General features: G+C 47.0%; 13 protein-coding genes. 11 read left to right on the forward strand and 2 right to left on the reverse strand.

Going from position 1 to position 26,546, the window contains the following annotated elements; all coding sequences use genetic code 11:
* Nucleotides 1–69 precede the first annotated feature (69 nt).
* The 7 genes from NSS67_RS10905 (at nucleotide 70) to NSS67_RS10935 (ending at nucleotide 11,685) form a co-directional block, all read left to right on the forward strand.
* Entirely contained in the window at nucleotides 70–2,280 is a 2,211-nt protein-coding gene (locus NSS67_RS10905; protein WP_339319546.1) for a helix-turn-helix domain-containing protein, read from the forward strand.
* Between the two features lie 319 nt (nucleotides 2,281–2,599).
* Nucleotides 2,600–3,484 carry an ABC transporter permease subunit gene (locus NSS67_RS10910; protein ID WP_339319547.1) on the forward strand — a complete coding sequence of 295 codons (885 nt, stop codon included), beginning with the start codon at nucleotides 2,600–2,602 and terminating at the stop codon, nucleotides 3,482–3,484.
* Between the two features lie 14 nt (nucleotides 3,485–3,498).
* The gene (locus NSS67_RS10915) at nucleotides 3,499–4,395 is read left to right on the forward strand and encodes a carbohydrate ABC transporter permease (RefSeq protein WP_339319548.1); all 897 of its coding nucleotides are present in this window, start codon (nucleotides 3,499–3,501) and stop codon (nucleotides 4,393–4,395) included.
* Nucleotides 4,396–4,491: 96 nt separating this feature from the next.
* Entirely contained in the window at nucleotides 4,492–6,159 is a 1,668-nt protein-coding gene (locus NSS67_RS10920; RefSeq protein ID WP_339319549.1) for an extracellular solute-binding protein, read from the forward strand.
* 97 nt (nucleotides 6,160–6,256) lie between these two features.
* Complete coding sequence (locus tag NSS67_RS10925; RefSeq protein ID WP_339319550.1) at nucleotides 6,257–7,390, forward strand: SGNH/GDSL hydrolase family protein; 1,134 nt, start codon at nucleotides 6,257–6,259, stop codon at nucleotides 7,388–7,390.
* 70 nt (nucleotides 7,391–7,460) lie between these two features.
* On the forward strand, nucleotides 7,461–9,176 hold the full coding sequence (locus tag NSS67_RS10930; RefSeq protein ID WP_339319551.1) for a right-handed parallel beta-helix repeat-containing protein: 1,716 nt from the start codon (nucleotides 7,461–7,463) through the stop codon (nucleotides 9,174–9,176).
* A gap of 127 nt (nucleotides 9,177–9,303) precedes the next feature.
* Nucleotides 9,304–11,685 (forward strand): glycoside hydrolase family 95 protein, encoded by a 2,382-nt coding sequence (locus tag NSS67_RS10935; protein WP_339319552.1) that lies wholly within the window; start codon nucleotides 9,304–9,306, stop codon nucleotides 11,683–11,685.
* 512 nt (nucleotides 11,686–12,197) lie between these two features.
* Here NSS67_RS10935 and NSS67_RS10940 read toward each other — a convergent pair.
* Nucleotides 12,198–13,313, reverse strand: coding sequence for an IS110 family transposase (locus NSS67_RS10940; protein WP_339315492.1), 1,116 nt, complete (start codon nucleotides 13,311–13,313; stop codon nucleotides 12,198–12,200).
* 503 nt (nucleotides 13,314–13,816) lie between these two features.
* On the opposite strand from NSS67_RS10940, the gene NSS67_RS10945 reads away from it, so the two are divergent.
* On the forward strand, nucleotides 13,817–15,877 hold the full coding sequence (locus NSS67_RS10945; RefSeq protein WP_339319553.1) for an alpha-galactosidase: 2,061 nt from the start codon (nucleotides 13,817–13,819) through the stop codon (nucleotides 15,875–15,877).
* A gap of 70 nt (nucleotides 15,878–15,947) precedes the next feature.
* On the opposite strand, the gene NSS67_RS10950 is transcribed toward NSS67_RS10945, so the two are convergent.
* Complete coding sequence (locus tag NSS67_RS10950; RefSeq protein WP_339319554.1) at nucleotides 15,948–16,817, reverse strand: AraC family transcriptional regulator; 870 nt, start codon at nucleotides 16,815–16,817, stop codon at nucleotides 15,948–15,950.
* A gap of 254 nt (nucleotides 16,818–17,071) precedes the next feature.
* Here NSS67_RS10950 and NSS67_RS10955 point away from each other — a divergent pair, with 254 nt between their 5' ends.
* The 3 genes from NSS67_RS10955 to NSS67_RS10965 all read left to right on the forward strand — a co-directional run bounded on the left by NSS67_RS10955 (nucleotide 17,072) and on the right by NSS67_RS10965 (nucleotide 26,253).
* The gene (locus tag NSS67_RS10955) at nucleotides 17,072–19,396 is read left to right on the forward strand and encodes a glycoside hydrolase family 95 protein (RefSeq protein WP_339319555.1); all 2,325 of its coding nucleotides are present in this window, start codon (nucleotides 17,072–17,074) and stop codon (nucleotides 19,394–19,396) included.
* Between the two features lie 221 nt (nucleotides 19,397–19,617).
* Nucleotides 19,618–21,159 (forward strand): response regulator, encoded by a 1,542-nt coding sequence (locus tag NSS67_RS10960; protein WP_339319556.1) that lies wholly within the window; start codon nucleotides 19,618–19,620, stop codon nucleotides 21,157–21,159.
* Between the two features lie 288 nt (nucleotides 21,160–21,447).
* Nucleotides 21,448–26,253: an S-layer homology domain-containing protein gene (locus NSS67_RS10965; protein ID WP_339319557.1), complete on the forward strand. Its 4,806-nt coding sequence runs from the start codon at nucleotides 21,448–21,450 to the stop codon at nucleotides 26,251–26,253.
* Nucleotides 26,254–26,546 lie beyond the last annotated feature (293 nt).

A 26,546-nucleotide genomic window follows, 5' to 3' on the forward strand; every position in this document is an offset into this window, starting at 1 on the left:
TCCAATATCTTTCGAAAATTTTTAATCTCCTATGTGGTCATTTTGGTCATTCCCAGCATTGGCGGATATATGTCCTATCTGACTTCGATTTCTGTGACGGAGTCTATCTCTATTGAGAATGGGGTCACTCAGCTACAGAAGAGTCAGGAAATATTGGAGCGCCGCATGGCGGAAGTAGAGGGGTTTACCAGGCAATTGGCGGTCAACCAGGAGTTAAACGTTCTGATGAATGAAAGAGACAACGAGACGAATGTATACGGCATTTGGAGAACGATGCGTAATGTTCTGACATTCGGTCAGACCAATGATTTTTTGCAAAATTATTATATTTACCTCGCGAATTACAATCTTATTCTGACCCCAGGCTCTTCCTATCGTCCGGAACATTACTACGCTAATTTCAATTATAAAGATCTTTCGCTACAGGATTGGACCAAAGAAGTGCTTGAGAAAACCCACCGTAGTGAAATCAAGCCACTCAGTGATTTTGTTAGTAGGGGGATGCAAACCTCCGTTATTACCTATATGCAGTCACTCCCTCTGGATAGTTTCAACGATTCCTCACCAGCTGTCGCAGTAGTGATCATAGACGAGAAAACCATATCTAGTCTGTTATCTGGTCTAACCGAGCGATACGGAGGTTGGGTTCATATCAGTGATGCTGAAGGAAATACGATTGTCCTGCAGGGAAGTGATGAGCAGAAAATGGTTCATATGGCCGCCGATTCGGAGTTTGACAAGAACAAGGTCAGTCAGTTTTATGAAGACGAGCTAGTGATCACGACTCGCTCCGATTCGAACGGCTGGATATACCAGACAGGGATTCCTCGGCATACTTTGATGGAGAATGCTAACATGATCAAGAAAATGTCCATGCAAATTACGGGTGGTACCTTATTCATCGGCCTAATTGTCGGACTTGTGCTAGCTTACCGAAACAGCGCCCCAATCAACCGCATGCTCAGCGTCATGAAGGAGCAATTTGGCAAGGAAGAGGTCTCCACGAAGAATGAATTCGACTTTTTAAGCGGAAATATCGCCAATATGATCACCAAGAACAAGCTGCTGGAAACCGAACTTAATCGTCAGCTTCCGTTGGTCAGGGATGCATTCCTGAAGCGGTTGCTAGCAGGTGAATTCAAAACACATGATGAAATTCTTACTGCCGCCGAGCAAGCAGGGATAAGCTTAAAACAGAATTCTGGGTATGTAGGAATTGTTCAGATTAACGGCTATGCAGGTATGGACAGCGTGGAAATTCTCAATGAGCTGAATGCTTCCCGTTTGCTGCTGAAGCAGTCCCTGTCGGATCTCGGCGTGGATGTATTAATGACGGATATGGGTTCCGATAAAGTGGTAACTCTGTTTTTCTCCAAGGAAGAAGAGACTGACAAAGCGTATGAGGCAGAGAATATCACTCACATTCTAGAGAATCTAGCGCAATACGTTTTTAATGAGTACCGCATTACTACTCAGGCTGGCTTCGGTGAGCTTTTTACAGAAATAACGGAGGTTAGCCTTTCCTTTGACCAAGCCAAGCAAGCGCTGGAATATGCCGTGTACATGAATAAAAAAGGAATTGTATGGAGCAGTGAAGCCCAAAATGAGAATACGACCTACTATTATCCACTGGATACAGAGCAGCGGCTGATCAGCACCATTCGGGCCGGAGAGCTTGAGGAGGCTAAACGGATTGTCCGTGCGATCGTTGCCCAGAACATGGAACAGCGGGAATTATCCATGGAAATGAAGCAACAGCTTGTCGGTGAAATAAAGGGGACCTTTCTTAAGCTTCTGGATCAAAAGGCATTTACAGAATACTCGGACATCGAAAGTGTGAAGCGGCGGGTCATAGACATTGGTTCGTCGGAACGGCTCGAAATGATTCAGACCGAATTTTTTGTCATTATGGAAGAGCTGTGTGGACTTATTGCGAATAAAAAGAAGGATATTCATATTCAGATTATTAAGCAGATCAAGGAATATACCGTAGAGAATTATTCGGATACAGAGCTGAGTCTGTACCGGGTAGCTGAACAGGTGGAACGGCCTGAAAAATATATTTCTCAATTGTTTAAAGAGGTTACCGGTGTCAATTTCTCCGACCATTTGATAAAAGTCAGAATGGATCAGGCTGTGATCCTACTCAAAGATAGTCGGTATACCGTTGACGAGATTGCCGTGCGGGTCGGTTACAACAGCTCACACTCTTTTAGACGGGCATTCAAGAGGTTAATCGGCGTTTCACCAAGTGCTTATAGACAGTCTATCGATGAATAAACAGTGCCATAGCATGTGGCTGCATTGTCCTCCCTCAGGGCGATGCAGCTTTTTTAATGAGTATTAACCCTAATTGCGGAAAAATGGCCGTTCTACAGCTATTTTGCGCTCCCGGATTAGGGTTATTTGTACGCTGAAATGCCCAAGTGTACCTTTTCTTTGGGGCTAAAAGTCAACTATGATCAATCCGTAGAAAGCGCTATCACAAACTACTGGCGGTTGCTTAGGGGGGATTGTTCTGGAGAAAGAAATAGTATTACACCACAAGTCGTTACCGAAGCGTAGGGGCTCTGTATTTTTACAAAATGCTCGCAGAAGTATGAAAAAGCACTGGCAGCTACATTTGCTCGTGATTCCACCTCTACTATTTTTCCTCATTTTTAAGTATTATCCAATGCTAAACGCGGTTCTAGCCTTCAAGGACTACAACGTGATTAAAGGAATATGGGGAAGTCCCTGGGTTGGATTTCATAATTTCCGCTTATTTTTTGAAAATCCGCAATTTTGGACACTGCTCAAGAACACCATCATGCTTAGTGGTTACCTGCTGCTGGCAGGATTCCCAATCCCGATTATCCTTGCTCTCATGATTAATGAGTTGCGCGGCGGAAGATTCAAAAAGTTCGTCCAGCTCGTATCTTTTGCGCCTTATTTCATCTCGACGGTAGTCATGGTGTCCATTATCATGCTATTTATGGCACCTCGCCTTGGGTTTGCGAACATTGCGCTCAATTTCTTCGGTCTAGAGTCGATCAATTTCCTTGGAGAACCGGGAATGTTTCGTTCAATTTATGTCTGGTCCGATATTTGGCAGACCGCGGGCTACAGCGCCGTTATCTATTTAGCAGCGCTTGCCGGTATAGATCCGACGCTTTACGAGGCAGCCAAAGTCGATGGCGCTTCGCGTTTTCAAAAAATCCGTTATATTGATCTGCCAGGTATTGTGCCTACCATCGTCATCATCCTGATTTTGAATGTTGGGAATGTCATGGCTATTGGTTTTGAGAAGGTCTATCTGCTGCAGAACCCGCTCAATCTGGCGAACTCCGAGATCATTGCCACTTATGTCTACCGGGTCGGTTTGCTGAATGCCAATTATAGCTTTGCAACTGCGGTTGGTCTATTCAACTCGGTGATCAACCTTATTTTGTTGCTAACGGTGAATGGCTTGGCTAAACGCATCACAAACAACAGCATCTGGTAGAAAGGAGCAACCACATGGCAGCAGCTCAACAAAAAATTAAAGAATCAACCGGTGATAAGCTATTTCTGATCACTATTTATGCCATACTCAGCCTCGTGGTCATCGCGGTGATTTATCCGCTGATTTTTATCATCAGCAGTTCGATCAGCAGTCCAGCTGCCGTTACCTCCGGTCGAGTCTGGCTATGGCCTGTAGATATTTCCTTCAAAGGCTTTAAGGTTCTGTTAAATACACCTGAAATTATTACAGGCTATGGCAACTCCATTTTTTATACAGCCGCAGGGACATTCATCAGTGTTGTGCTGACGATCATGATCGCGTACCCTTTATCACGCAGGGGTTTCTTCGGACGCAATACTTTGATGATGATCATCACCTTTACGATGATTTTCAGCGGCGGACTGATTCCGACCTACATGGTTGTGAAGGAGCTCCATTTGATTGATACACGCTGGGCACTGCTGATCCCAAACGCGATTTGGGTATGGCAGGTCATTATAGCCCGGTCATTCTTTCAATCCTCTATTCCGGAGGAACTGCTGGAAGCCAGTGAAATCGATGGGTGCAGTGATATGCGGTTTGTCTGGAGTGTTGTCATTCCGTTATCGAAGCCCATTATCGCAGTGTTAGTCCTTATGTATGCGGTGGGTCAGTGGAATGCATACTTTGACGCTTTGATTTATTTGAAATCAGCAGATTTGTTCCCACTTCAGCTTGTCTTACGAAGCATCATCATCCAGAACAACAGCGCAGGCACTATGGATGCGATGAAAATGGTGGAGCGGCAGCAGCTTGCTGAGCTACTCAAATACGCGCTTATCGTTATCGCCACTCTGCCTGTACTTGTAATTTATCCGTTTGTTCAGCGTTATTTTGTCCAAGGAATGCTGGTCGGTTCTGTCAAAGGCTAATTCACAGCTTTCAGGATCTAGAGAGGGGGAGAGGCACGCAGTAAAATGCCAGAAAGATATCGTACCTGTCTAAATAATAAAAGGGAGTGATCGGAATTGAAGAAAAGTATGATGACTTTGTCTTTGGTGCTGGTATTAATTCTTACGGTGGTGTTAAGCGGATGTGCTAATAAAAATACAGATAACACATCCACCGCACCTGCAGAATCGGGTAACTCGGAATCCGCAAGCAAACCGGTTGAAATCAGCGTGTTCTCGGTTCAGGAATCCGGGATCGATGTTCCTACCAATAAATTCACGAAATTTGTGGAAGACAAATTCAATATTAAATTTAATTGGGAGATCAACCCTTCAGACGGAGCCAAGGAAAAGCGCCAAATCTCACTGGCGAGTGGTGATTACCCTGATGCTTACCTGCTCACTCACTATATTGATCAGTTCTCACAGGCAGACCTTTTGAAGTATGGCAAACAGGGTGTGCTGATTCCTCTGAACGATCTAATTGATAAATATGCTCCTAATATTAAAGCGGCGATGGAAAAAAACGATAATTTGAGAACGCTTAACACAGCGCCTGATGGTAATATCTACGGACTTGTCGCTTACACAGAGTGCTTTCACTGCTCCTATCCGAGCAAAATGTGGCTCAATACCGAGTGGCTTAAGAAGCTGAATCTGGAAATGCCGAAGACAACCGAAGAGTTCAAAAAAGTGCTGGAAGCTTTCAAAACACAAGATCCGAACGGGAATGGCAAAGCGGATGAAGTGCCACTGAGCGGCTCTATTGAGGAGTTTGGTGTACGGATTGTTCCATTCCTGATGAACGCATTTGTCTACGATGATGATCGCAATTATCTGAATATGGTGGATGGAAAAGTTCTATCGGCAGCGACCACACCGGAGTGGAAGGAAGGCTTGACCTATATCAAATCCCTGTTTGACGCTGGTCTAATTGATCCAGGTGCATTCACACAAAACGCGGAAGCCTTCAAAAAAATCGGTGAAAATGCCGATGCGGAAATTCTGGGCGCCGGCGCTGGCATGCACCCTGCGATCTTCGTCAATATTGATCCAGGCAATAGAAGCTCGGCACACTACAACCCTGTACCACCGATTGCCGGACCGGAAGGTATCTCCTATGCGACTCATGATGCAGGTGGTGTATCCCCGGGAGCAAAATTTGTAATCACCAACAAAGCTAGTGAGGAAGCACAGGTGGCTTTAATTAAAATGGTAGACTACATGTTTACTTCAGAAGGACAGACCAATGGTGGAAGTGGCATGAAGGGCATTGACTGGTCTGATCCAGTAGAAGGCGATGTGGCACTGGACAAAGATGTTAAACCAGTCATCAAAACCCTTCCTATGGCTGAAGGCGAAGCGCCGCGCAATGCGGGCTGGAGCGGTATGGCTCACTTCTATATGCCAAAAGAGTACCGTGACACCTTCGTTCAAGCCACTGACATCTACGCTTCCAGCGGTTATGAACGCAGATTGTATGATGCGACTCTGCTGTATGCAGGGCACGAGCCTAAAGAACTATTCCCGATCTGGTCGATCTGGATTGATCCAAGCGAAATCGATGAAGCGAGCTTACTACAAACCAACCTGAAGAATTACATTGAGCAAAATCAGCTTCAATTCATCACGGGCAACAAGGATCTTAATAAGGATTGGGATGCTTATATAAAAGGTCTGAAAGACTTGAAGGTAGATCGTTATCTCGAGATCTTACAAAAGGCTTACGAAACTTCTAAAAAATAAAATATTGAAATCAGAATCAGGTGCTGTAAGATATACCCAGCACCTGATTTCTTGATTTCAAGGAAAAATATCCATGTTTATTTACGGAGGATCAGCCATGTCAGAAGAGAAACATTGCAATCATCATTTTGTGGTTTCAAGACGAGGACTACCGAGTACAAGCGTAAGACTTGCGGGTAAGGAGCCGGTGACCGTCGCCTTTTTGGGCGGGTCCATTACAGAGGGGGCAGGTGCTTCCGAAGCGGATACGTATAGCTGGAGAGCGCTGACTGGTAAGTACCTGCAGGAGCGATTTGTGGATCAGAAATTCCGCTTTATCAATGCGGGAGTAGGTGGAACAAACTCCACGCTGGGCGCCCATCGATTACAGGCACATGTTCTGGGGCAGGGTAGGATTGATTTGCTATTCGTTGAATTTAGCGTCAATGACGACAGTGACCGGGAAGAATCGATTAGAGGCATGGAAGGAATTGTGCGCCAGTGCAGACGATTGTCACCGAGCACTGACATTTGCTTCTTGTATACGGCGGCAGAGAAAAATCTGTCAGGGAGCAACCCCTTTAACATTGCCGTCCACGAAGAAGTGGCAGAGCATTATGAGCTTCCATCTGTTAATTTTGCTGCTAGAGTTTATGCGCAGACCCAGGCGGGACAAATGGAGTGGACCGAGCTGGCACCGGATGGATATCATCCCAATGATGATGGTCATGCGCTGTATGCTTCTTTTTTACGGGAGTATTTGGAGACAGCCCTTGTTCCTGACAACACACATTTAATTTGCGAAAGCGCTTTAAGTATTTCCCCTCTGGAGGAGCAAAATTATGAATATGGTAACTTACTGGACTTCAGAGGCGCTGATCATGCAGATGGGTTCGAGCTATGCGAGCTTACCCCTCAAGATCCGCTGATGAATTGGCGATTTGGAACGGAGCACTTATTTACAGATAGTAGAGAGGCAGTTTTTTCTTTCACAGTGACCGGACAAAACGTGGGTCTGCTGCTGCTCTACGGCCCGGATAGTGGGATATTCGAATATTCATTCAATGGCGGTCCCTTTAGTGCTGTTAACTTGTTCGATGAATGGTGTCCGCTTGCGTTTCGGCCTATTATTGCCATGTTCGGAGTCCAGAAACAACGTCAGGAATTGCAAGTAACCGTGAGAATTACAGGGGAAAAGGATGAACAGAGTAAAGGCACTAGTCTGCGTATTTTGAAGCTGCTGTACAATTGATTATTTTAGCGAAGGGGATTATACTGCCTCATATTAAGCGTTTACAATACAAAGAAAGTTGGTGTTAATCATGTCTTTTGCAGAACACACCTTCGAGTCTTCTACTACAGTAATTCGCCTGACTGATTATGGTATCCTACCGGATTCCGGCTTGGATGCTCAGCCGGCCATGACGAAAGCCATTCAGGCTGCCTCCGAAATAGCTGGGCCGGTCCTGCTGGATTGTCCGAAAGGCTGCTATCATTTCTATCCGGAAGAGGCGGTCCGGGAACCCTATTACATCTCCAACACTACCAGTGAGGTGGAAAATCCTGATGTCACCAAGACTATCGGAATTCTGCTGAAGAGTCTGCACAATTTAACGCTGGAGGGCAATGACTCCCTATTTATCTTCCATGGCAAGCAGACTATGCTCCTGCTGGATAATTGCAAGAATGTGGAGATTCGCAATTTACATACCGACTATGCTCGGCCGACTGTGACAGAGATGACGATTACTGAAAGCGGTACTCATTATTTCGATGTCCAGGCTCACCCCGATTCGCATTATGAGATCAGGGACGGCAAGCTGTTCTGGATCGGTGAGGGTTGGAGCTTCTCGGAAGGACCGATGCAGACCTATGATCCACTGCGCAATACGACTTGGCGGATGGACAACTGGTCGGAGCTGGCTGAGTCTGTTGAAGAGCTGGAGCCAATGAAGCTTCGTTTGCATTTTGATCATCAGCCCGAGGTTGTTCCTGGGCATGTCCTGCAAAGCCGTGATGGTATCCGCGATCAGGTGGGCGTCTTCATTGTGGAAAGTTCGAACATCACCTTTACAGAGGTTGGGCTACACTTCCTACACGGGCTTGGTGTTGTGGGACAGTTCAGCGACAACCTCACCTTTCAACGCATGGATATCTCACCGCGTTCGGAAACGGGGCGGACGGTTACAGGCTTTGCGGATTTCATTCATATGTCCAGCTGCCGAGGTAAGTTGAAAGTTGCGGACAGCCGTTTTGCCGGTTCACATGATGATGTCGTTAATGTCCATGGTACCTATCTACGGATCGTGGAGCAGCTGTCGGCAAATACGGTGAAGGTTCGGTTCATGCATCACCAGACGTATGGGTTTTTGGCTTTTCATCCGGGAGATGAAATCGAATTTGTTCGTTCCGGCTCGTTGATTACCTATGCGACTAATGAAGTGGTCGAGGTGAAGCTTGTAAATCCCCGGGAACTCGTATTAACCTTGGCCCATCCGGCTCCAGAAGGCATGGGTAGCCATGATGTGATCGAGAATGTAACCTGGACACCGGAGGTTGAGGTTGTCAATAATCACTTCGCTAGAGTCCCAAGCCGTGGTGTTCTTGTGACTACACGGCGCAAAGTGGAAATTAGGGATAATGTTTTTGAACGGATGCAAATGAGCGCCATCCTGATTGCTTTAGATGCAGATTCTTGGTTTGAGTCCGGGAAGGTAGAGGATGTGACGATCGCTGAGAACCATTTTATCGAATGTGGGGGCATCGAGCATCCGGTGATCTTCATTTCGCCAGAGAACACAGAGGTTGAGGAGAGCGCTCCAGTTCATCAGGGAATTGTCATTAAGAACAACAGGATTGAGACTAGCGAAGCGTTGGTCCTTAGTGTTAAGAGTACTCGCGGACTAGTCTTCCGTTCTAACGAAATTGTCACCGGTGGGGAGAGCATAGGCTGTCATTCCAGTCTTGCGGATGCGATACGTTTAACCGCCTGCAGTGAGGTAGACATTCAGGATAATTTATTAAATGAGTTAGAGTAGGTTGCGTTAGATCGCGATATGGATTGTTAGATCGATGTATAGAAAACGCTTTATCTGATCTTTATAATGAGGGCATACTTGGGGGATTTATTATTTAATTTATGACAGATAGTGAGGGAGAGAACCAATGAAACTTCAATATGACAAGCCAGCAAATGTATGGACCGAAGGGCTTCCGATTGGGAATGGCCGTCTGGGTGGTATGATCTTTGGTGGTGTGGAACAAGAGAAAGTCAGTCTGAACGAGGATACACTATGGTCGGGATTCCCGAAGGATGGGAACAATCCCGGTGCTAAGGATGCTCTACCAAAGGTTCGAAAGCTGATTCAGGAGGGCCGATATACAGAGGCGGACACCATGACTAGAGAAATGCTAGGTCCGTACACCCAATCGTATTTGCCTTTTGGAGATCTACTACTTCGCTTTGAGCATGGTGGTGTTTATCAATCTTATCAGCGGACATTAGATATTGAAAATGCAGTTCATCGGATTGAATATCGGATTGGTAATGTTACTTATACCCGCGAGATGTTCGCTTCACATCCGGATCAGTTGCTCGTACTGCGTCTGACCGCAAGTGCGCCGGGAGCTCTGAATGTACATGCTACGCTGGACAGTTTACTTCGGCACAGTCTCCGCGCGCAGGGCGATAGCTTTGTACTGTCGGGAATCGCACCTGAGCATGTAGATCCGAGTTATTTCGGGAGTGACGATCCCATCAGATACGGAGAACCTGGCAACAGCAAGGGAATGGCCTTCGAAGGACAACTCTCCGTAACGGCGGACGACGGCGAAGTTACCGTTGACGGCAGTGGAATTCATTTGCTGGGAGGGACGGCAGCAACCTTTTATTTCAGCGCGGCTACAGGCTTTAACGGGTATGACAAAATCCCGGGAGCTGAGGGAAAAGACGCTTCCGCTATTGCAGCTTCTTATTTGGCAGATGTGAACGGCAGGTCTTACGACAGCCTGCGTCAATCGCATATCACCGATTACCAATCGCTTTTCGACCGGGTGAAGCTCCAGCTGGGCAAGACGCTGGCCCCGGAGGCGATGTCCACGGAGCAGCGGATTACGACATATGCGGCACAGGATCCTGGTCTTGTCGAGCTACTCTTTCAATATGGGCGCTATTTGATGATCGCAAGCTCGCGCCCCGGAACGCAAGCCACTAATCTGCAGGGAATATGGAATGCGGTTACCCGTCCGCCGTGGAGCAGCAACTATACACTGAACATCAATACAGAGATGAACTATTGGCCAGCTGAAATTTGTAATCTGGCAGAATGTCATGAGCCACTGCTGGATATGATCGGCAACCTAGCGAAGAAGGGTGCGGAGACTGCTCAGGTCAACTATGGCACCCGAGGCTGGGTGGCTCATCATAACACGGATCTTTGGGCACAAACAGCACCAGTGGGTGATTATGGTGACGGAGATCCAAGCTGGGCCTACTGGCCGACGAGTGGCATTTGGCTGACACAGCATCTCTGGGAGCATTATGCTTTTGGCGGAGACGAGGAATATTTGCGGACTTCAGCTTATCCTGTGATGAAGGAGGCGGCTCTGTTCGCACTGGACTGGCTTATAGACGATGGCAACGGAAGGCTTGTGACCTCTCCTTCCACTTCACCGGAGCATAAATTCCAGACAGCGGAGGGCTTAGCTGCAGTCAGCTCAGGTGCCACAATGGATATTTCGCTCATTTGGGAGCTGTTTACGAATTGTATCGCGGCTTCGGTAACACTTGGAACGGATGAGGATTTGCGCGCAGAATTGGTGAGTGCTCGAGAACGTCTATTGCCACTGCAGGTTGGTAAGTACGGACAATTGCAGGAATGGTCTATAGACTTTGAAGATGAGGATATGCATCACAGACATACCTCACATCTGGTCGGTATCTATCCGGGCCGACAATTGTCTGAAGAAGAGACCCCTGAGCTGTTCACTGCGGCCAGAACCTCGCTTGAACGGCGCGGGGACGAGAGCACAGGCTGGAGTCTGGGCTGGCGAGTTGCCCTATGGAGTCGCTTCCGGGCTGGGAACCGCTCCCTACGTCTGCTCTCAAACATGCTGCGGCTGGTGAAGGATGGGGAGTCAGAACAGTATAGTCACGGCGGCGTTTATGCCAATCTGCTTGGCGCACATCCACCGTTCCAGATTGACGGTAACTTCGCCGCTACTGCAGGAATTGCCGAGATGCTACTGCAATCTCACCGCAGCTATCTTGAACTGCTGCCCGCACTGCCAGATGAATGGCAGCAAGGAAGTGTTACGGGCTTGCGTGCCCGTGGCGGCTTTGAGGTTAGCATTCAGTGGGATAAAGGCCAGCTCGTAGAAGCGCAGATTACCTCTTTACTAGGTAATGATTGTGTGATCCGCACAGATGCTTCGCTTATGGTGAGTAATGGTGACAACGAGATGCAATATGACCGTTCCGTAGATGGAAGGGTGAGCTTTCCTACTACTGTTGGCCAAACCTACAAGCTTGTGATAGGTGAGCAGTAATAGTCAGTTTTATACGAATATGGACAGCAGCAGGGACCTGAATGACAGGCTCTGCTGCTGTTTTTTTGTACGAATATAATGCAGATCAACAATTAGGGGAAAACTCCCTGAAATTCGGAGATTTTTGCTCACAAGACTAACAATCAGGGAATTTCTCCCTGAAATTCATCCGATCTGGTGGTGAATTTGGAATTCACTCAGTTTTTTAGGGAGGAATTCCCTGCTATGAACGAATTAGTCAATACCCCTGTTTTCCCCTTTAAACCAAAGGGTTTTCAATTCCTTGGGCACAGAGACAAAATGCGAGTCGTCGGCTGGCAATCTGCTATCCGTGGGTTGGTTACCACATATTATGCCTACGTCGAAGGAGCTTCCGCAAACTAATTTCGCACGTCAGATCTGGGATCCTGTGCATAGGGAATTCACGGATTCTCCTCGTACCTTTCTCTTTGTCTCCATGCCCCAAGAATTCAAATCTTTTGGGTATACTTTTTGTGTTTTTTTCATTTCACCTACGCCATTTTCCGTTCTGCATCTACCGCTATTGACCAGATGAATCCAACTAACTCACGACCTACCGCAGCCATAGTTAAATTTCGGTGTTTCCCACGTCTGACTAACTTTAAATACTTGCTGTGTAACCGTTCTTGGGCTTTCCACGACGTTTCATGGACATGAGCACTCTGACCCTCTAAGCGCACTGCTAAATCTCCTTTAACTGCAGGACGGTGACGGTAACTCCATGCGGACTCCACCAGTGCACGTCGCACACCGGAATTTCCGGTTTTTGTAAGACTTCCTCTTTTGGTACTTGCTCCCGATGAATACTCCCGTGGCACTAGTCCCAGGTAACTCATGAGCTGAGCCGGTGAACGAAAACGCTCAAAATTTCCAATCTCGACAACTAAAGTCATAGCCGTCAGCAGGGCAATTCCCCGCAGACCTTGCAACGCTTGAATGACAGGTGCGTATGGACAGATCTGTGCTTCTTCTCGCATTGCGGCTTCAAGTCGCTTGATTCGCTCCTCCACTTCCCGGAGCTGTTGCAGGGATTCCGCGAAAACTTTTTCTTGAGCTACATTATTAAACTTCAACATAGACAGCCATTCCCGGTACCTTTTGGTCCAACGTTTTTTCATGCCTTCTGGCTTGTGAATTTGGTGACGCAACAGAAAATGAATGAGCCGTTGCCGAACCCGATGTAAGTCCTGCCTAGCATCTTCTCGTGCACGAATGAGATCTCTTAAGGCTTCGAGTTCAGGAGTCGGCACATGGATCGCAGTCAATTCTCCTGCGCGGTGCAGTTGAGCCAGTTTTTCAGCATCCCGTCGATCGGTTTTTATAGCATCGCCGGGACGCTGTGGCATACGCGAAGGTGCGATTACCACGCAGGAAATCCCCATTTTCGTCAGCCAGCGATATAAGTCGTACCCCGTAGGCCCGGCTTCATAGCAGACCTCCAGTGTAATCCCTGTACCTTTGATTTTCCGAATCATTCGAGCCACAGCATCTGGGGTATGAGATATGGCTCCATAATATCGTGCGGGTTCTCGACCCTCATCTGCAATCGCCACCGCAATTTTTTCTTTTGATACATCCAAACCTACGTATTTTATGGTATTCTTCATATTAACAGCTCCTTTCGCATGTAGCTCTGAAATGGTTGTCCTTCAACTTCCATTTTAACCTACGGTGTGCGAACAGGGGCTGCCTTTCGTTCATCATAACTAATTACATTGGAATATAGTGTTTTCTGGCTTTTTTTAGGGAGGTTTTCCCTAATCTATCTCTTCTAGCTGCCCGAGGATTCATGGACCTACAGCAGCAACGTAAATACGTGGAGCTGTCATGTACGACAACTGAAAACACTGTGAGTAAGGTGAAAACGGAGTGTGGATTCGAAATTGTTGAGTATGAGCAGTATTTTATGTACAGCCTCTTCTTCTTGTCATCGACATGAATACTAAGGGGATTTGGGTTTGTGCTAGATGTGTTAGATCGCGGTATGGATCGGAAGATCGTTGTATAGAAAACGCTTTATCTGATCTTTATAATGAGGGCATACTTGGGGGACACAGGTACAGAGCCTACCGCCTTCAAGGTCCAAAACGCAGTAACAAGGAGGCAAATCATGCTAACTGATAGTGCTACAACGGTAAAAGTGAATACGGACACAGCATCTCTTATCCGTGTAACCAATGATGAGGTGAATCTGGAGATTGATCTCGGGACGGGTGAAGCATCCGTTATCGGCGGAAATACTTCTTATGTAAAAGGGATTCGCAGCGCATTCCGCTGGCAGGGCCGAGAATACAACACTGAACATTATCAGAGCCACACACTGAAGTCTCAGGAAGTGGTAGTTCGTGAAGGCTTTGGAAAAGGTGTTCATTTAGTAATTTTGCACGAAACATCCCTGCTGCCTCAGCTGGAGCAGCATTTCTATATCTATGAATCCTCATCATTTGTGTTGATGCAAATCGTAATTGCAAGTGACGAGGAGATCAAGGCGAATCGCATGGCGGTTATTCAGACCAAATCGGTGGCACTTGGCGGGGAATCAGGTCAACCAGAAGAACCAAGTATTCTGCGTGTGCCGTATGACAACGACAAATGGGTCAGATATACAGTAGTGAAGCCGCCGATGGATACGGAAAGCTATGAGGTAACCGCATTGTTCGCGCCGGAAAGTCGGCAGGGAATTATTATGGGTTCCATTACGCACAAGGTATGGAAGACAGGTATTCGTATCAAAAGCGAGCGGAGCGGAGAGATCGAGGAACTGGATCTTTACGGCGGAGCTGTAAGTGAAATGACTCGTGATTTCCAGCCACATGGTTATGTGAAAGGAACAAGAGTAGAGTCGCCGCTCGTTTTCGTAGGATTCTATGATGATTATAGAAAAGGTCTTGAAGCGTTCGGTAAGGCTAATACCTGGATTGAGGCTCCTCTGCCATGGGATGGCGGCGTTCCTATCGGCTGGAACAGCTGGTCTGCGGCAATGGCTGAGCTTGATTACGATCTGTATACGTCCACCAGTAATTTTTTGAAAAAGGAAGTGCAGCCGTTAGGATTCCAGAATGAGGACACGCTGTACATCAACTTTGACGCTTTCTGGGACAATTTCACACCCGAAGAGATGAAAAATGCACTGGATCTAGTACGCCAGAACGGTCACAGACCGGGAACTTACTGGACGCCTTTCGCCTTCTGGGGAAGTCCAGCTCAGTTCGGAGATAAGGTGGAGGGTACAAACGGGAAGTATACCTATGGTGATATCTTGCTACGGGACAGCGAAGGAGAGATTCTGCCGGACGTTGATGGGGGACTGGCCATTGACCCGACACATCCAGGTAACCTGCAAAGAATAGATTGGTACACGAACAAATTCATCTCGGAAGGCTTCGAGTATGTCAAGCTAGACTTCTTGGCGCATGGCGCGCTGGAAGGGCAGCATTACGATCCTGAGATTACGACCGGGATTGCAGCTTACCACTACGGGATGACCTATTTACAGAGAAAGCTCTCACCAGAGGTGATTGGCCGGCCGTTCTTTATCAATCTGTCCATCGCTCCATTGTTCCCTTATGCATTTGCGCATAGCCGCCGGGTATCCTGTGATGTCTTCGGCACGCTACACGATACAGAATATCTGCTGAACTCGTTGACACACGGCTGGTGGATGAGCCATACCTTGTACCATTACAATGACCCGGATCATTCCGTGCTGTACAAGAGCCACAACCAAGATGCCACTGGCTGGCATGAAGGTCGGAGTCGACTGACTGCTTCGGTCATTGCTGGAACGGTGCTGCTGTTAGGCGATGATTTCCGAAAAGAGGAAGCAGCCGATCGGGCCAGAGCGTGGCTGGGTAATAAAGAGATTATGGATGTCGCCCGCCTAGGGAAGACCTTCCAGCCTGTCGAAGGGGATCTTGGCAAGCAAGCTTCCGATGCTTTCGTACTTGAAGATGCAGAAGACAATGTATTCTATCTTGCTGTTTTCAACTATGATGCTGCGAACCCGGCTCATAAATCTATCTCTCTTGCACGTGCAGGGCTGAATGCTCAAGCCGATTACCAACTGTTTGACTTATGGGAAGGTACGCAAGGGGAAACAGCGGGAGAGCTTGTAGTTACGCTCGAACCGGCAGAATCCAAAATCTTCAAATTAACGGCAAAAGCCAACTGATTATACACATTGAAAAAAGAATACGCGCAACCGCTTCTCGCGGATAGCGCGTATTCTTTTTGTTGGAGGCTTACATTCGTAGTCGGCTTTGCGGATTCAGGCGGTACTGCGTTGGATTAATGCCATAGTAGGCACTGAAATGTCTGGAGAAGGGATGAATCGAAGGATAGCCCAGCTTCTCGGCAATCGCAGTCACACTAAGCTCGCTCTCCAGAAGCAGACCTGCCGCCCGCTTCATGACTAGATTATGATGATAGACGCGTGGCGTCATTCCGGTTTCTCGTAGAAACAGCTCATGGAAATATGTTCGTTTGAGCCCGCATAGCTGAGCCCAATCTTCGATAGATTTACCACGTTCGGGGTGGGTGTTCAAATATTCCAGTAAGCGGACAATACGATAATCACTTGGCTGATGCTGATGAAGGGCATTATACCAGCTCAAGATCCAGCCGTACAGATAACTATTGACCGCCTCATTGCGGTAGAACAGCGCGTCATTGTAAGTCTTGGCAATCATCACCAGGCTATCGTATAGCAGGGGATATTTGGCTAGTGGGAATACACAAGGTAACTCTTCCAGCTCGGCACAGGCTCTTTCGATGGCTTTTTTTTCAAATTGTAAGTCTTCAGGCGCATGGATAAATAAAAGATTATTGGATATTGGAGAGCGGTTGTCCCATAAATCAAAATAGACGTTGTAGGACGACAGTGGATGAGAAGGCGTGATATGAAAAGCATGGGGCTGGCCGGGACGGAGAAAAACAAGCGTTCTCCGCTCAATCGGATAACGTATTCCATCGATCTCCATCTCGCCTGGGCCATCGGTAAACAAATGGAACGCGTATACATTGCCAACTCTCAGATGTTCATTGCTGCTGCCGTCGTACACATATGGCATGATTGCTCCTACATACGGCGTAATTTCAGATAGTTTGTGCATGCGGTCTCCTCTTTCCTTGGACTACCGTACAAATCGTCAAATAATCGAACAGGTCAACAAAGACAGTTAATAGTCCAAATGATACGATAAACGCAATGAATCCGCAATAGGTTGGATAGGTTAAAGAAAGTGTGATTCGTTTCTAGAGAGAGGTAATTATTAGTGGTTTAAAATGAATAGCGGATTAATTAACAACATCTTCAGAAGGGTTTATCTCGATTGGACAGATTCTACTTTAGACAGGAGAAGATAAAATGAGCGATTTTAAATTATGGTATTCTACCCCTGCAACAGATTGGTCACAAGGATTGCCTCTGGGCAACGGAAGAATAGGTGCAGTAGTGATAGCTGCTCCGTATCGTGAGGTATGGAACATGACCGAGGTCACCTACTGGTCGGGTCAAGCTGAATCGGAGCCTGCTCCTATGGGAGGTACAGCTACGCTGGAAGAGATGCGAAATCATTTCTTTGCTGGCGATTATAACGAAGGTGACCGTCTAGCCAAACAACATCTGCAGCCGAAGAAGCGGAATTTCGGTACGAATCTTAGTTTATGTGAGGTTGTCATTGATTTTGCGGAGCAGGACGTGGATTCCGGGGCAAAAGAGGCGATCGAGCGAGAGCTGGATCTGACCTGTGCGGTGGCTCGGACAGTGGTTCAAAGTAAAGAGTCAACGCTGCATCGTGAGATCTTCGCCTCCCATGCTGATGATTTGGTGGTCTCAAAAATTTGGAGTGATGAACCAGGGGGGGTATCCTTTACGATCGGTCTGAAGGGTGGTTCAGAGTCGTTTACGGCTGAAGTCGTGAATGCCGACACCATTGAATTCAAAGGACAAGCCACGGAGGATGTGCATAGTAACGGCACTTGCGGGGTATGGGCAAAGGGACAAATTAAAGTGAGCATTTCCGGCGGTACGATATACAGAGGGAACGGCCAATTGAGAATTGCCGGAGCCAATGAGGCTCGAATTTATTTTGCAGTCAGTACCGATTACCACCGTAGTAACTCGGAGTGGGAAATGGAGAGCAGCAGCACAGTACAGCAGGCTTTGATCAAAGGATATGTGCAGTTAAAAGAGGATCATATCGCTGATTACCAACAAGAATATGGGAAGGTGGATATCCAATTAGGTACCACTGGTAAGGTGGATCTACCTACTGACCAGCGCATTCGATTACTGGCACAGGGCCAGGAGAAGGATTCACAGCTGTTCGCGTTGTTTCTGCAGTATGGACGTTATTTGACCATTGCTGGATCGCGTGAGGACTCCCCATTACCGCTGAATTTACAAGGGATCTGGAATGATGGTGAGGCTTGCCGTATGGGTTGGAGCTGTGATTATCATTTGGACATCAATACCCAAATGAATTATTATCCGACGGAGGTCGTAAATCTCGGGGATAGTCATTTACCATTAATGCGTTATATTGAGGATTTGTCTCAAGCAGGAAGATCAACCGCCCGCGATTTCTATGGTAGCAAAGGCTGGGTAGCGCATGTATTCTCGAATGTCTGGGGTTTCACGGCTCCAGGCTGGGAGACATCCTGGGGGCTTAACGTTACAGGCGGACTATGGATTGCGACACATCTGATTGAACATTATGAATACAGTCAGGACCGTGTATTTCTGGAGCAACAAGCATATCCAGTGCTAAAAGAAGCAGCAGCATTTTTCCTGGATTATATGATCATTCATCCCAAATACGGTTGGCTGGTGACCGGACCTTCGAACTCGCCAGAGAATCATTTCTATCCTATGGACAGCAGCGAGGGGGTACAACAGTTGTCTATGGGCACCACCATGGATCAGATGCTAGTGAAAGACCTTTTCGAGTTCTGCTTGAAGTCTGCGAAGCTACTGAATACGGACGTGGAACTACAGGAGCAGCTGAAGGAAGCGATATCCAAGCTACCACCACTTCAGATCGGCAAGAAAGGGCAACTGCAAGAGTGGCTGGAAGACTATGAGGAAGCGCAGCCGGAGCATCGGCATTTGGCTCATTTGTACGCGGTATATCCAAGTAACCAGATCACACCGGATAAGACACCTGAACTTAGCGCTGCAGCGAGAGTAACGCTTGAGAACCGGATGGTTCAAGAAGAACTAGAGGATGTGGAATTTACCGCCGCATTGTTCGGTCTCAGCTTTGCCAGACTGCATGATGGGGAGAAGGCTTTTAACCATATTTCTCATTTGATTGGTGGACTCAGCTTCGATAATTTATTGAGCTTTTCCAAATCAGGCATTGGAGGAGCAGAGTGCAATATTTTTGTAATCGACGGGAATTTCGGGGGGACGGCTGTCATTGCAGAGATGCTGCTGCAAAGCCATGAGGGTGAGATTCATCTGCTGCCGGCGCTTCCAAAAGCATGGGGTACAGGATCGGTATCTGGACTGCGGGTCAAAGGGAATGCTGAGGTTGATATAGCTTGGGATAATGGTCAGTTGGTGGAAGCTACGATTCGTACCTATTCACCTGGAACTGTGACACTTCGATTTGGAGATAGAAGAACTACTGTCCAAGGAGAAATAGGCGGAAGCTACTATTTCAACAACCAGTTGGAGTTGGTATAATGATTCGGCGGGGGTGATTTGAACCCCCGCTTTAATTATGCTGGGTTATTAGTGCATGATTGAAGGGCTATCCGGTCTGCTATGGACCGGATAGCCCTTTTGCCGATAACTGTAAATTAACGATTTATGCCTGAAAATAACTTTCATTTATTTGGACCATAGTCGCTTTAGGGGAAAAGAATATAATAGAAGAAGTAGACAACAAAGAGGAGGGGACATCTGTGTACAGTATTTTTCTAGTTGATGATGAAGAAATGGGCCTTGAGATGATGAGAGACTATATCCGCTGGGAAGAAATGGGGATCTATGTCGTCGGAACTGCGAGTAATGGTAGAGAGGCTTTAGAGAAGATAGAGGCCATTAGACCTGATATTGTTCTTACAGATATCCAGATGCCGATCATGAACGGTATTGAAATGGCTAAAAAAATACATGAATGCTATGACTGGATGCAGTTAATGTTCCTGACTGGACATGATGAATTCAACTATGTAAAATCGGCCCTAAATGTAGGTGCTGTCGGATATTTATTGAAGCCGCTCGATTTGAGCGAAATTGGAAGCGTTATCGCAAAAGTGAAGCAGCGCTGTGAGGAAGTCCAAATGAAGAAACGGTCTATGGAGGCGGCTAAAACGAACCTTCTTAAGGAGCTTTCCTATGAAAAAAATGCGGAACACGCCGCTGATCTGGCGATCAACTATTGCAAGCTTACCCGTCAGCCTGAGAAGAATCGCTACGCAATGGCACTGTTCAGTATCGATCCCATTGAGGCAGAGGGTGAACAGCAGAGCCTGGAGGATTGTAAGAACCGGTTAGTAGCTTTTCTGGACCACTTCTTCAAGTCGAAGAATATAGAGACGGTTTTTGTTCCTTACAAAGATGGGGAGATCGGTGTGTTTATGGATGCGCGCCAACAGCCTGGGTATTATGCGTGGGAGGATTTGGCTGCGGCTATCCGAAGTGGATTGGATTTCACGGTGACGGCAGCAGTCGGTGCGCAGGAAACGGAATTAACGGAGGTTCATTGTCTGTATAAGCAGACGCGCGAAATCCTGAACGAGCGTTTCTATAAAGGTACGGGTTCCATTATCCATGCCTTGGCGATTTCGAACCCCTTCGATAGCGAACATGTGCCACCTTTTAATAAAAAAGAGTGGTTTGAAGCCATCAATCAGCTAGATTTCGAGCAAGCTGCACAGAAGCTGCATCAATATTTCGAGGGACTTGCCACACTGAGAATCAAGAAAAAAAATATCTGCGACTGGGCGATTGATCTTGTCGACGAGCTGCTGGAGCAACTGCATCAGCCTGTTCCCGAGGGGTTTAAGCGGGCAGAGTTATATCATTCCATCTATAATGCACTGACTTTAAATGAGATTGAGGATTTGATCCTTGGTACTGCAGGCAATGCCATGAGCATGCTGGGTGAGCGTCTTATGGACAAAAATACGAAGCTAGTTCACAAGGTTCGCAGTATGATCGACCAGAATTTTGATCAGCCAATTACGATTAATAGCTTATCTGATCAGGTTTATTTGTCGCCCAACTATTTGCGCTCCATTTTTAAGGACAAGACCGGTATCACGATTCATGATTATTTAACACGTATTCGGCTCGATAAGGCCACAGAATTGCTAGCAGACGGCTCGCTCAAAATTCAGGATATCGCCCAGAGAGTCGGCTACGAAAGCACGTCTTATTTTATTTCCCTATTTTTGAAGAACCAAGGGGTTACGCCTAACGAGTATAGGAAGAATCTATGAATGTGCCAGCACTTCAGTTCGGCAAATAGGAAATAAAAGTCACTTTCCCTTACGAATAGTAAACTTGCGATATGGATATTCGCCCCTCTGCTTTTTACAATTAGGCATGTAATATAACTCAGCACATGTGAGGGGCAACATTCATCAAGGCAATTAAAGGAGCTTTAGTTCATCGAAAATCGGTAGCGCTTTCAAGATGCTTCTTATTCAACTCCTTTGATGACTTGATGGACGGTTATGGCCCGAATATCACAAAAGTGCAAGGAGACCTACAAACGGAGGGATTAAATGTTTGGGAAAGCAATGAAAAGAGGGTTCTTGTTCTTTGTCATTATCTGCTTAGTAATGGGCAGTGGTGGCCAGTTTGCCAGCAGGGTCTATGCCGATGATACGGTGAATACCTATGAAGCTGAAGCTGATGGAAATGCTCTGAGTGGCAATGCTTCTATTTCTGACCACCCAGCGGCTTCCGGGGGAAAGAAAGTCGGAGGTATGTATCAAGGAAGTGCTTTGCAGTTCAATAATGTGACTGTAAGTGAGGCCGGGAATTATAAAATTACAGTGTACTATATCTCTGGCGATTCGCGGCCATTTAATATCAGTGCCAACGGCGGCGATAAGCAGTTTGAAGAACCACCCAAGACAGTGGACTGGGATACGGTGGGAACTTATGATGTGAGACTTCCGCTGAATGCTGGAGCGAATAACATCCTGATCGATGACAACAACTGGTATTCTCCAGACATCGACAAGATCGTAATCCGCGGACTGGACGATGACGATTCGGGCGAAGGCGAAGGCAGCGACTGGAAGAAGAATCTGCATGGTGCAGTCATCGAAGCCGAAGCGCCTGAAAATATAATTACAGGCAATGCCAAGATAGCGGACAGCAGCGTTGGCTCCGGTGGCAAAATTGTAAAGGATATGAATAAAAACAGTACTTTACAGTTCACAAATGTCACTGTGCCAGCAGCGGGAACGTATTTGATCCGTATTTCTTATATTTCCGGTGACCCGCGTCCTGTCTATATGCAGGTGAATGCTGGGCCGGATGAACTGATTGATCTACCAAAGACGGCAAGCTGGGATACGGTAGCAACTTATGATGTGGAAGCCTCTCTGCAGGAAGGTTTGAATACGATCACCTTCTCGGATCATGACTGGTACTCTCCAGATTTCGATCGGATAGAGGTCATTCCTTACACGATTAGCTATGAAGCAGAGTCTTCGATCAATAATTTGACTGGAGAGGCGCGAGTTGGCGATAGCCCGAATGCTTCCGGCGGTCAGAAGGTAGGGTACCTGAATGGAGGTAGTTCTATAACCTTCAACAAGATTACAGCTCCTATGACAGGTGATTATCGAATCACAGTAGCCTATCTTTCAGGCGACCCGCGCAGTTTCTATGTTAGCGCCAATGGCGGTACAGAACAGTATTATGAGCTGCCTAAGACGCCAGACTGGGATACGGTTGGCACATATGATCTAACCCTGCCGCTGAACGAAGGTGAGAATACAATCAAATTCTCAGACGGCAACTGGTACGCACCAGATCTGGATCGAATCATTATTGAACCTGCTATGGGTACAGATCCTAATCCTCCAGTAGAAGAGGATGGAGATTTGGGAACACCAGGGGCTTCGAATAACTACGGGGCCATCACCGTTACCAAATATACTTATGGAACGCTCGTATCGAATGGTCAATATGAAGTGGCTTATAATACCAAGTCCGGATATGCAAGCTACAAATGGACGGATGGTCAGAAGCTGCAAGGTATCTATAGCAGCATCAAACTCGGTGATACTCTCATTGAGACTTCAAGCTATGAGAATCATGCAAGTGCTGGTGCTCCAGTAGAAATTCAGGATGGCTTCGGCACAGGCGTGGAGCTTACATTTGTTCACACCTCGGCTGGACAGCCGACGCTCAAGCAGGTTTACAAGTTTTACGACGATCAGAAGTATTTCTTAACACGTCTGGATGCAGTTAGTGATACGGCGCTTCAGACCAATTATATGTCACCTATTACCGTAAAGCGTACGGGTGGCGTGGATATCGGTGCCAGTGCAGATAACCGTGTGCTGACGGTTCCTTTTGACAACGATGCTTGGATTCGTTACAAATCTCAATCTATGAATCGTGCGGATACCAGCTATGAAATGACGACAATATTCAATAACTCGACACGGAGCGGTCTTGTGCTCGGGTCTGTAACCCATGATACGTGGAAGACCGGGATCGACTGGAAAGGCTCTTCTAATCGGTTGAATGAGCTAGTGGTTTATGGCGGCGCAGCCAGCGATGTTACACGGGATACCCAGCCTCATGGCATTCTTACTAGTACGGAATTGTCTTCACCGACGATTATGGTAGGAGCATTCAGTGATTACCGCACAGGACTTGAGGAATACGGAAAAGCCAATGCGATCATCACGCCTCCACTGGAGCTGAATCCGGAGCTGCCTCAAGGTGTGCCGGTTGGCTTTAACAGCTGGGGAGCGTATGAAAGCTCGCTTTCATACCAAGATGTCGTGGATGTCTCCAATTACTATAAGGAGCACCTGAACAATTTCAACAACAACGGCAATGTATTTATCAATATGGATTCCTATTGGGATAATTTGAATGATGAGCAGCTTGCTGACGCTGTATCAGTAATTAAGGGCAATGGTCAACATGCAGGTATCTATTGGGCTCCATTTGTATATTGGGGCAACAATATGAGCCAGCCGGTAGAGGGCACCGACAATAAGTATACGTACGGTGATATTGTCCTAAAAGATGCCGCGGGTACCCCGCTGCCTACGCTGGATGGGGCTTTTCCTTTGGATGTGACTCATCCAGGTGCTAAGCAGCGCATGAATTATTTCTTGGACAAATTTAAGAATCTGGGCTTCACCTTCATCAAATTGGATTTCTTGACTCACGGCTCGCTTGAGGGACAACATATCGATCCAACCGTAACAACAGGAATTCAAGCTTATAATGAAGGAATGCGTTATGTGAAAGAGCGTTTGGACGGAAAAATGTTCATTAGCGCATCTATTGCGCCAATCTTTCCAAGCCAATATGCACACAGCAGACGCATTTCCTGCGACACCTACGGCAAGATCAATGAAACGGAATACATGCTGAATTCGTTAACGTATGGCTTCTGGCAAAATGGCACGATCTACACCTATACGGATCCCGATCATTTGGCATTGGCCCGAGCTTCCAGCTTGACTGAAGCTCGTAGCCGCATGAACTCTGCCGTCATCGCCGGTACAGTGCTTTTCGGTTCTGATGATGTTAACGATCCAAAGGCACAGGAGTATATGACTGCCTTGTTTAACAACAAGGAGGTTCTCGAATTAGCGTTAAAAGGAAAAGTGTTCAAGCCACTTGAAGGAAATACGAATGCGAATGCAGCCGATACTTTTGTTATGAAGGACGGCAACGATTATTATCTGGCTGTATTCAACTACAGCGCCAATGCCTCGGCAGACAAAACAGTGAATCTTAGTCGCGCCGGGCTGGATGTAGCGGAATCGTACACGATGCAAGACTTATGGACCGGAGAGGTTTCGACTATCTCAGGAACACTCGCATTGTCCTTGCAGGCGACTGAATCGAAATTGGTTAAATTGACAGCTGTGCCTAAGAAAGTAACAGGTGTAACACTAGATAAGGCAGAGCTTACGTTGACCGCTGGTGATACCGGAAAGTTGACGGCTACCCTGTCTCCGGAGGAGGCGGCGAATAAAGCGGTAAGCTGGACTTCGAGCGATACGTCTGTAGCCACTGTAGTCTACGGAACGGTAACAGCTGTAGACGCTGGAAAAACCACAATTACTGTGGAAACAGTAGACGGTGGATTCAAAGCTACGGTAGAGGTTACAGTCAAAGCAGCCTCTACAGGAGAACCGGGAAATCCTGAAGTTCCTGCGAATCCGGGTAACAACAGCGGTACCCCTGGCAGCAATACAGGTCCCAATAATGCCGCAGGAACCTTACTCCTCACGCCGGAGATGCTGAAAGTGGATGGTGCGTCTGGTGAAGTGGTCGTGGAAATTAAGGGAGACATACAGCAAATACAATTATCCCCTGATGTAGTTCGCCAGTTGGCGAATCACACGCTGGTTCTGAAGTCCGGTAAGTTCTCTATGAAGGTGCCTGCGGATCTGCTCCGACAGCTGCAGAATAAGCTACCGGAAGGCCAGCGGGATGATAGCACGATAACCCTGAAATTAGTACCACAGAGCAGCACGGTTAATGAGATCATTGCTGCTGCGGAGGGAACTACTCACGCAAATGTTAAACTCATGGGGGATATTTATGAGTTCAGTCTGTCGGTGACTACGAAAACTGGCACAACAGAAACGCTCTCTACGTTCGATCAGCCCATTACGCTAAGCCTGACAGTGGGAGAAGGTTTTGATTCCAAACGTGGAGGCATCTACTATATTGCGGATAACGGCAAGCTGGAATATGTCCCTGCGACTTATGCTGGTGGTGTATTGACCGCACAAGTTAACCACTTCAGTAAATATGCTGTGTTGGAGCTCAAACGGACCTTTGTTGATGTGCCAGCCAATCACTGGGCTAGTCCTGCAATCCAAGAGCTGGCAGCGAAGCTGTTTGTTCAAGGTACTAGCAAAGACAAGTTTGAACCAAATCGGGCAATTACACGTGCCGAGTTCACCTCTATGCTCGTTCATTCCCTTGGGTTGACCACAAGGGGAGCTGTCAGCTTTGCTGATGTGGCACCGTCTGCTTGGTATGCGGATTCCATTTCTATCGCTTACAAGGCGGGCATCGTGAGCGGCAGAAGTGCGACTAAGTTCGAGCCAGCAGCACAGATTACCCGTGAAGAAATCACGGTAATGTTAATGAAAGCTTATGAACTGAAGAATGGCAAAGTAACCATTGCTTCGGCTGACGTGGCGTTCTCCGATATGAAGCAGGTCTCCTCTTGGGCAGCTGCTTCTGTAAAGGGAGCAGCCAGCCTAGGACTAGTTCAAGGACAAAGTCAGGGTCTGTTTGCACCAAAAGGGATCGCTTCGAGAGCAGAAGCGACCCAAGTGATTTATAACTTGATTATGAAGTAGTGCTAATTAAGGCTGTCTCAAAAGTGGTGGATGCTACTTTTGAGACAGCCTCTTTAGTTTTGATTCGCACCTGAGGAACATCTAAGTTGGGACTAGAAGGCGTGATCCATCGTTGCCCAGGTAGCATGAAGAAGCGCTTCTCTGATAACAGAGAAGCGCTCTATTAATTTGGTGATTAGAATCATGCTGTCGATTGCAACTTTCGGACCGTATTGCAGCTATTTCGGATATTTAGCTTGTTTTACTATGACTTCGGACTGTATGGCTCTTATCTCCATACAAATGCACAGTTT

Source organism: Paenibacillus sp. FSL R10-2734 (assembly GCF_037963865.1).
In the GTDB taxonomy this organism is placed as follows: domain Bacteria; phylum Bacillota; class Bacilli; order Paenibacillales; family Paenibacillaceae; genus Paenibacillus_AQ.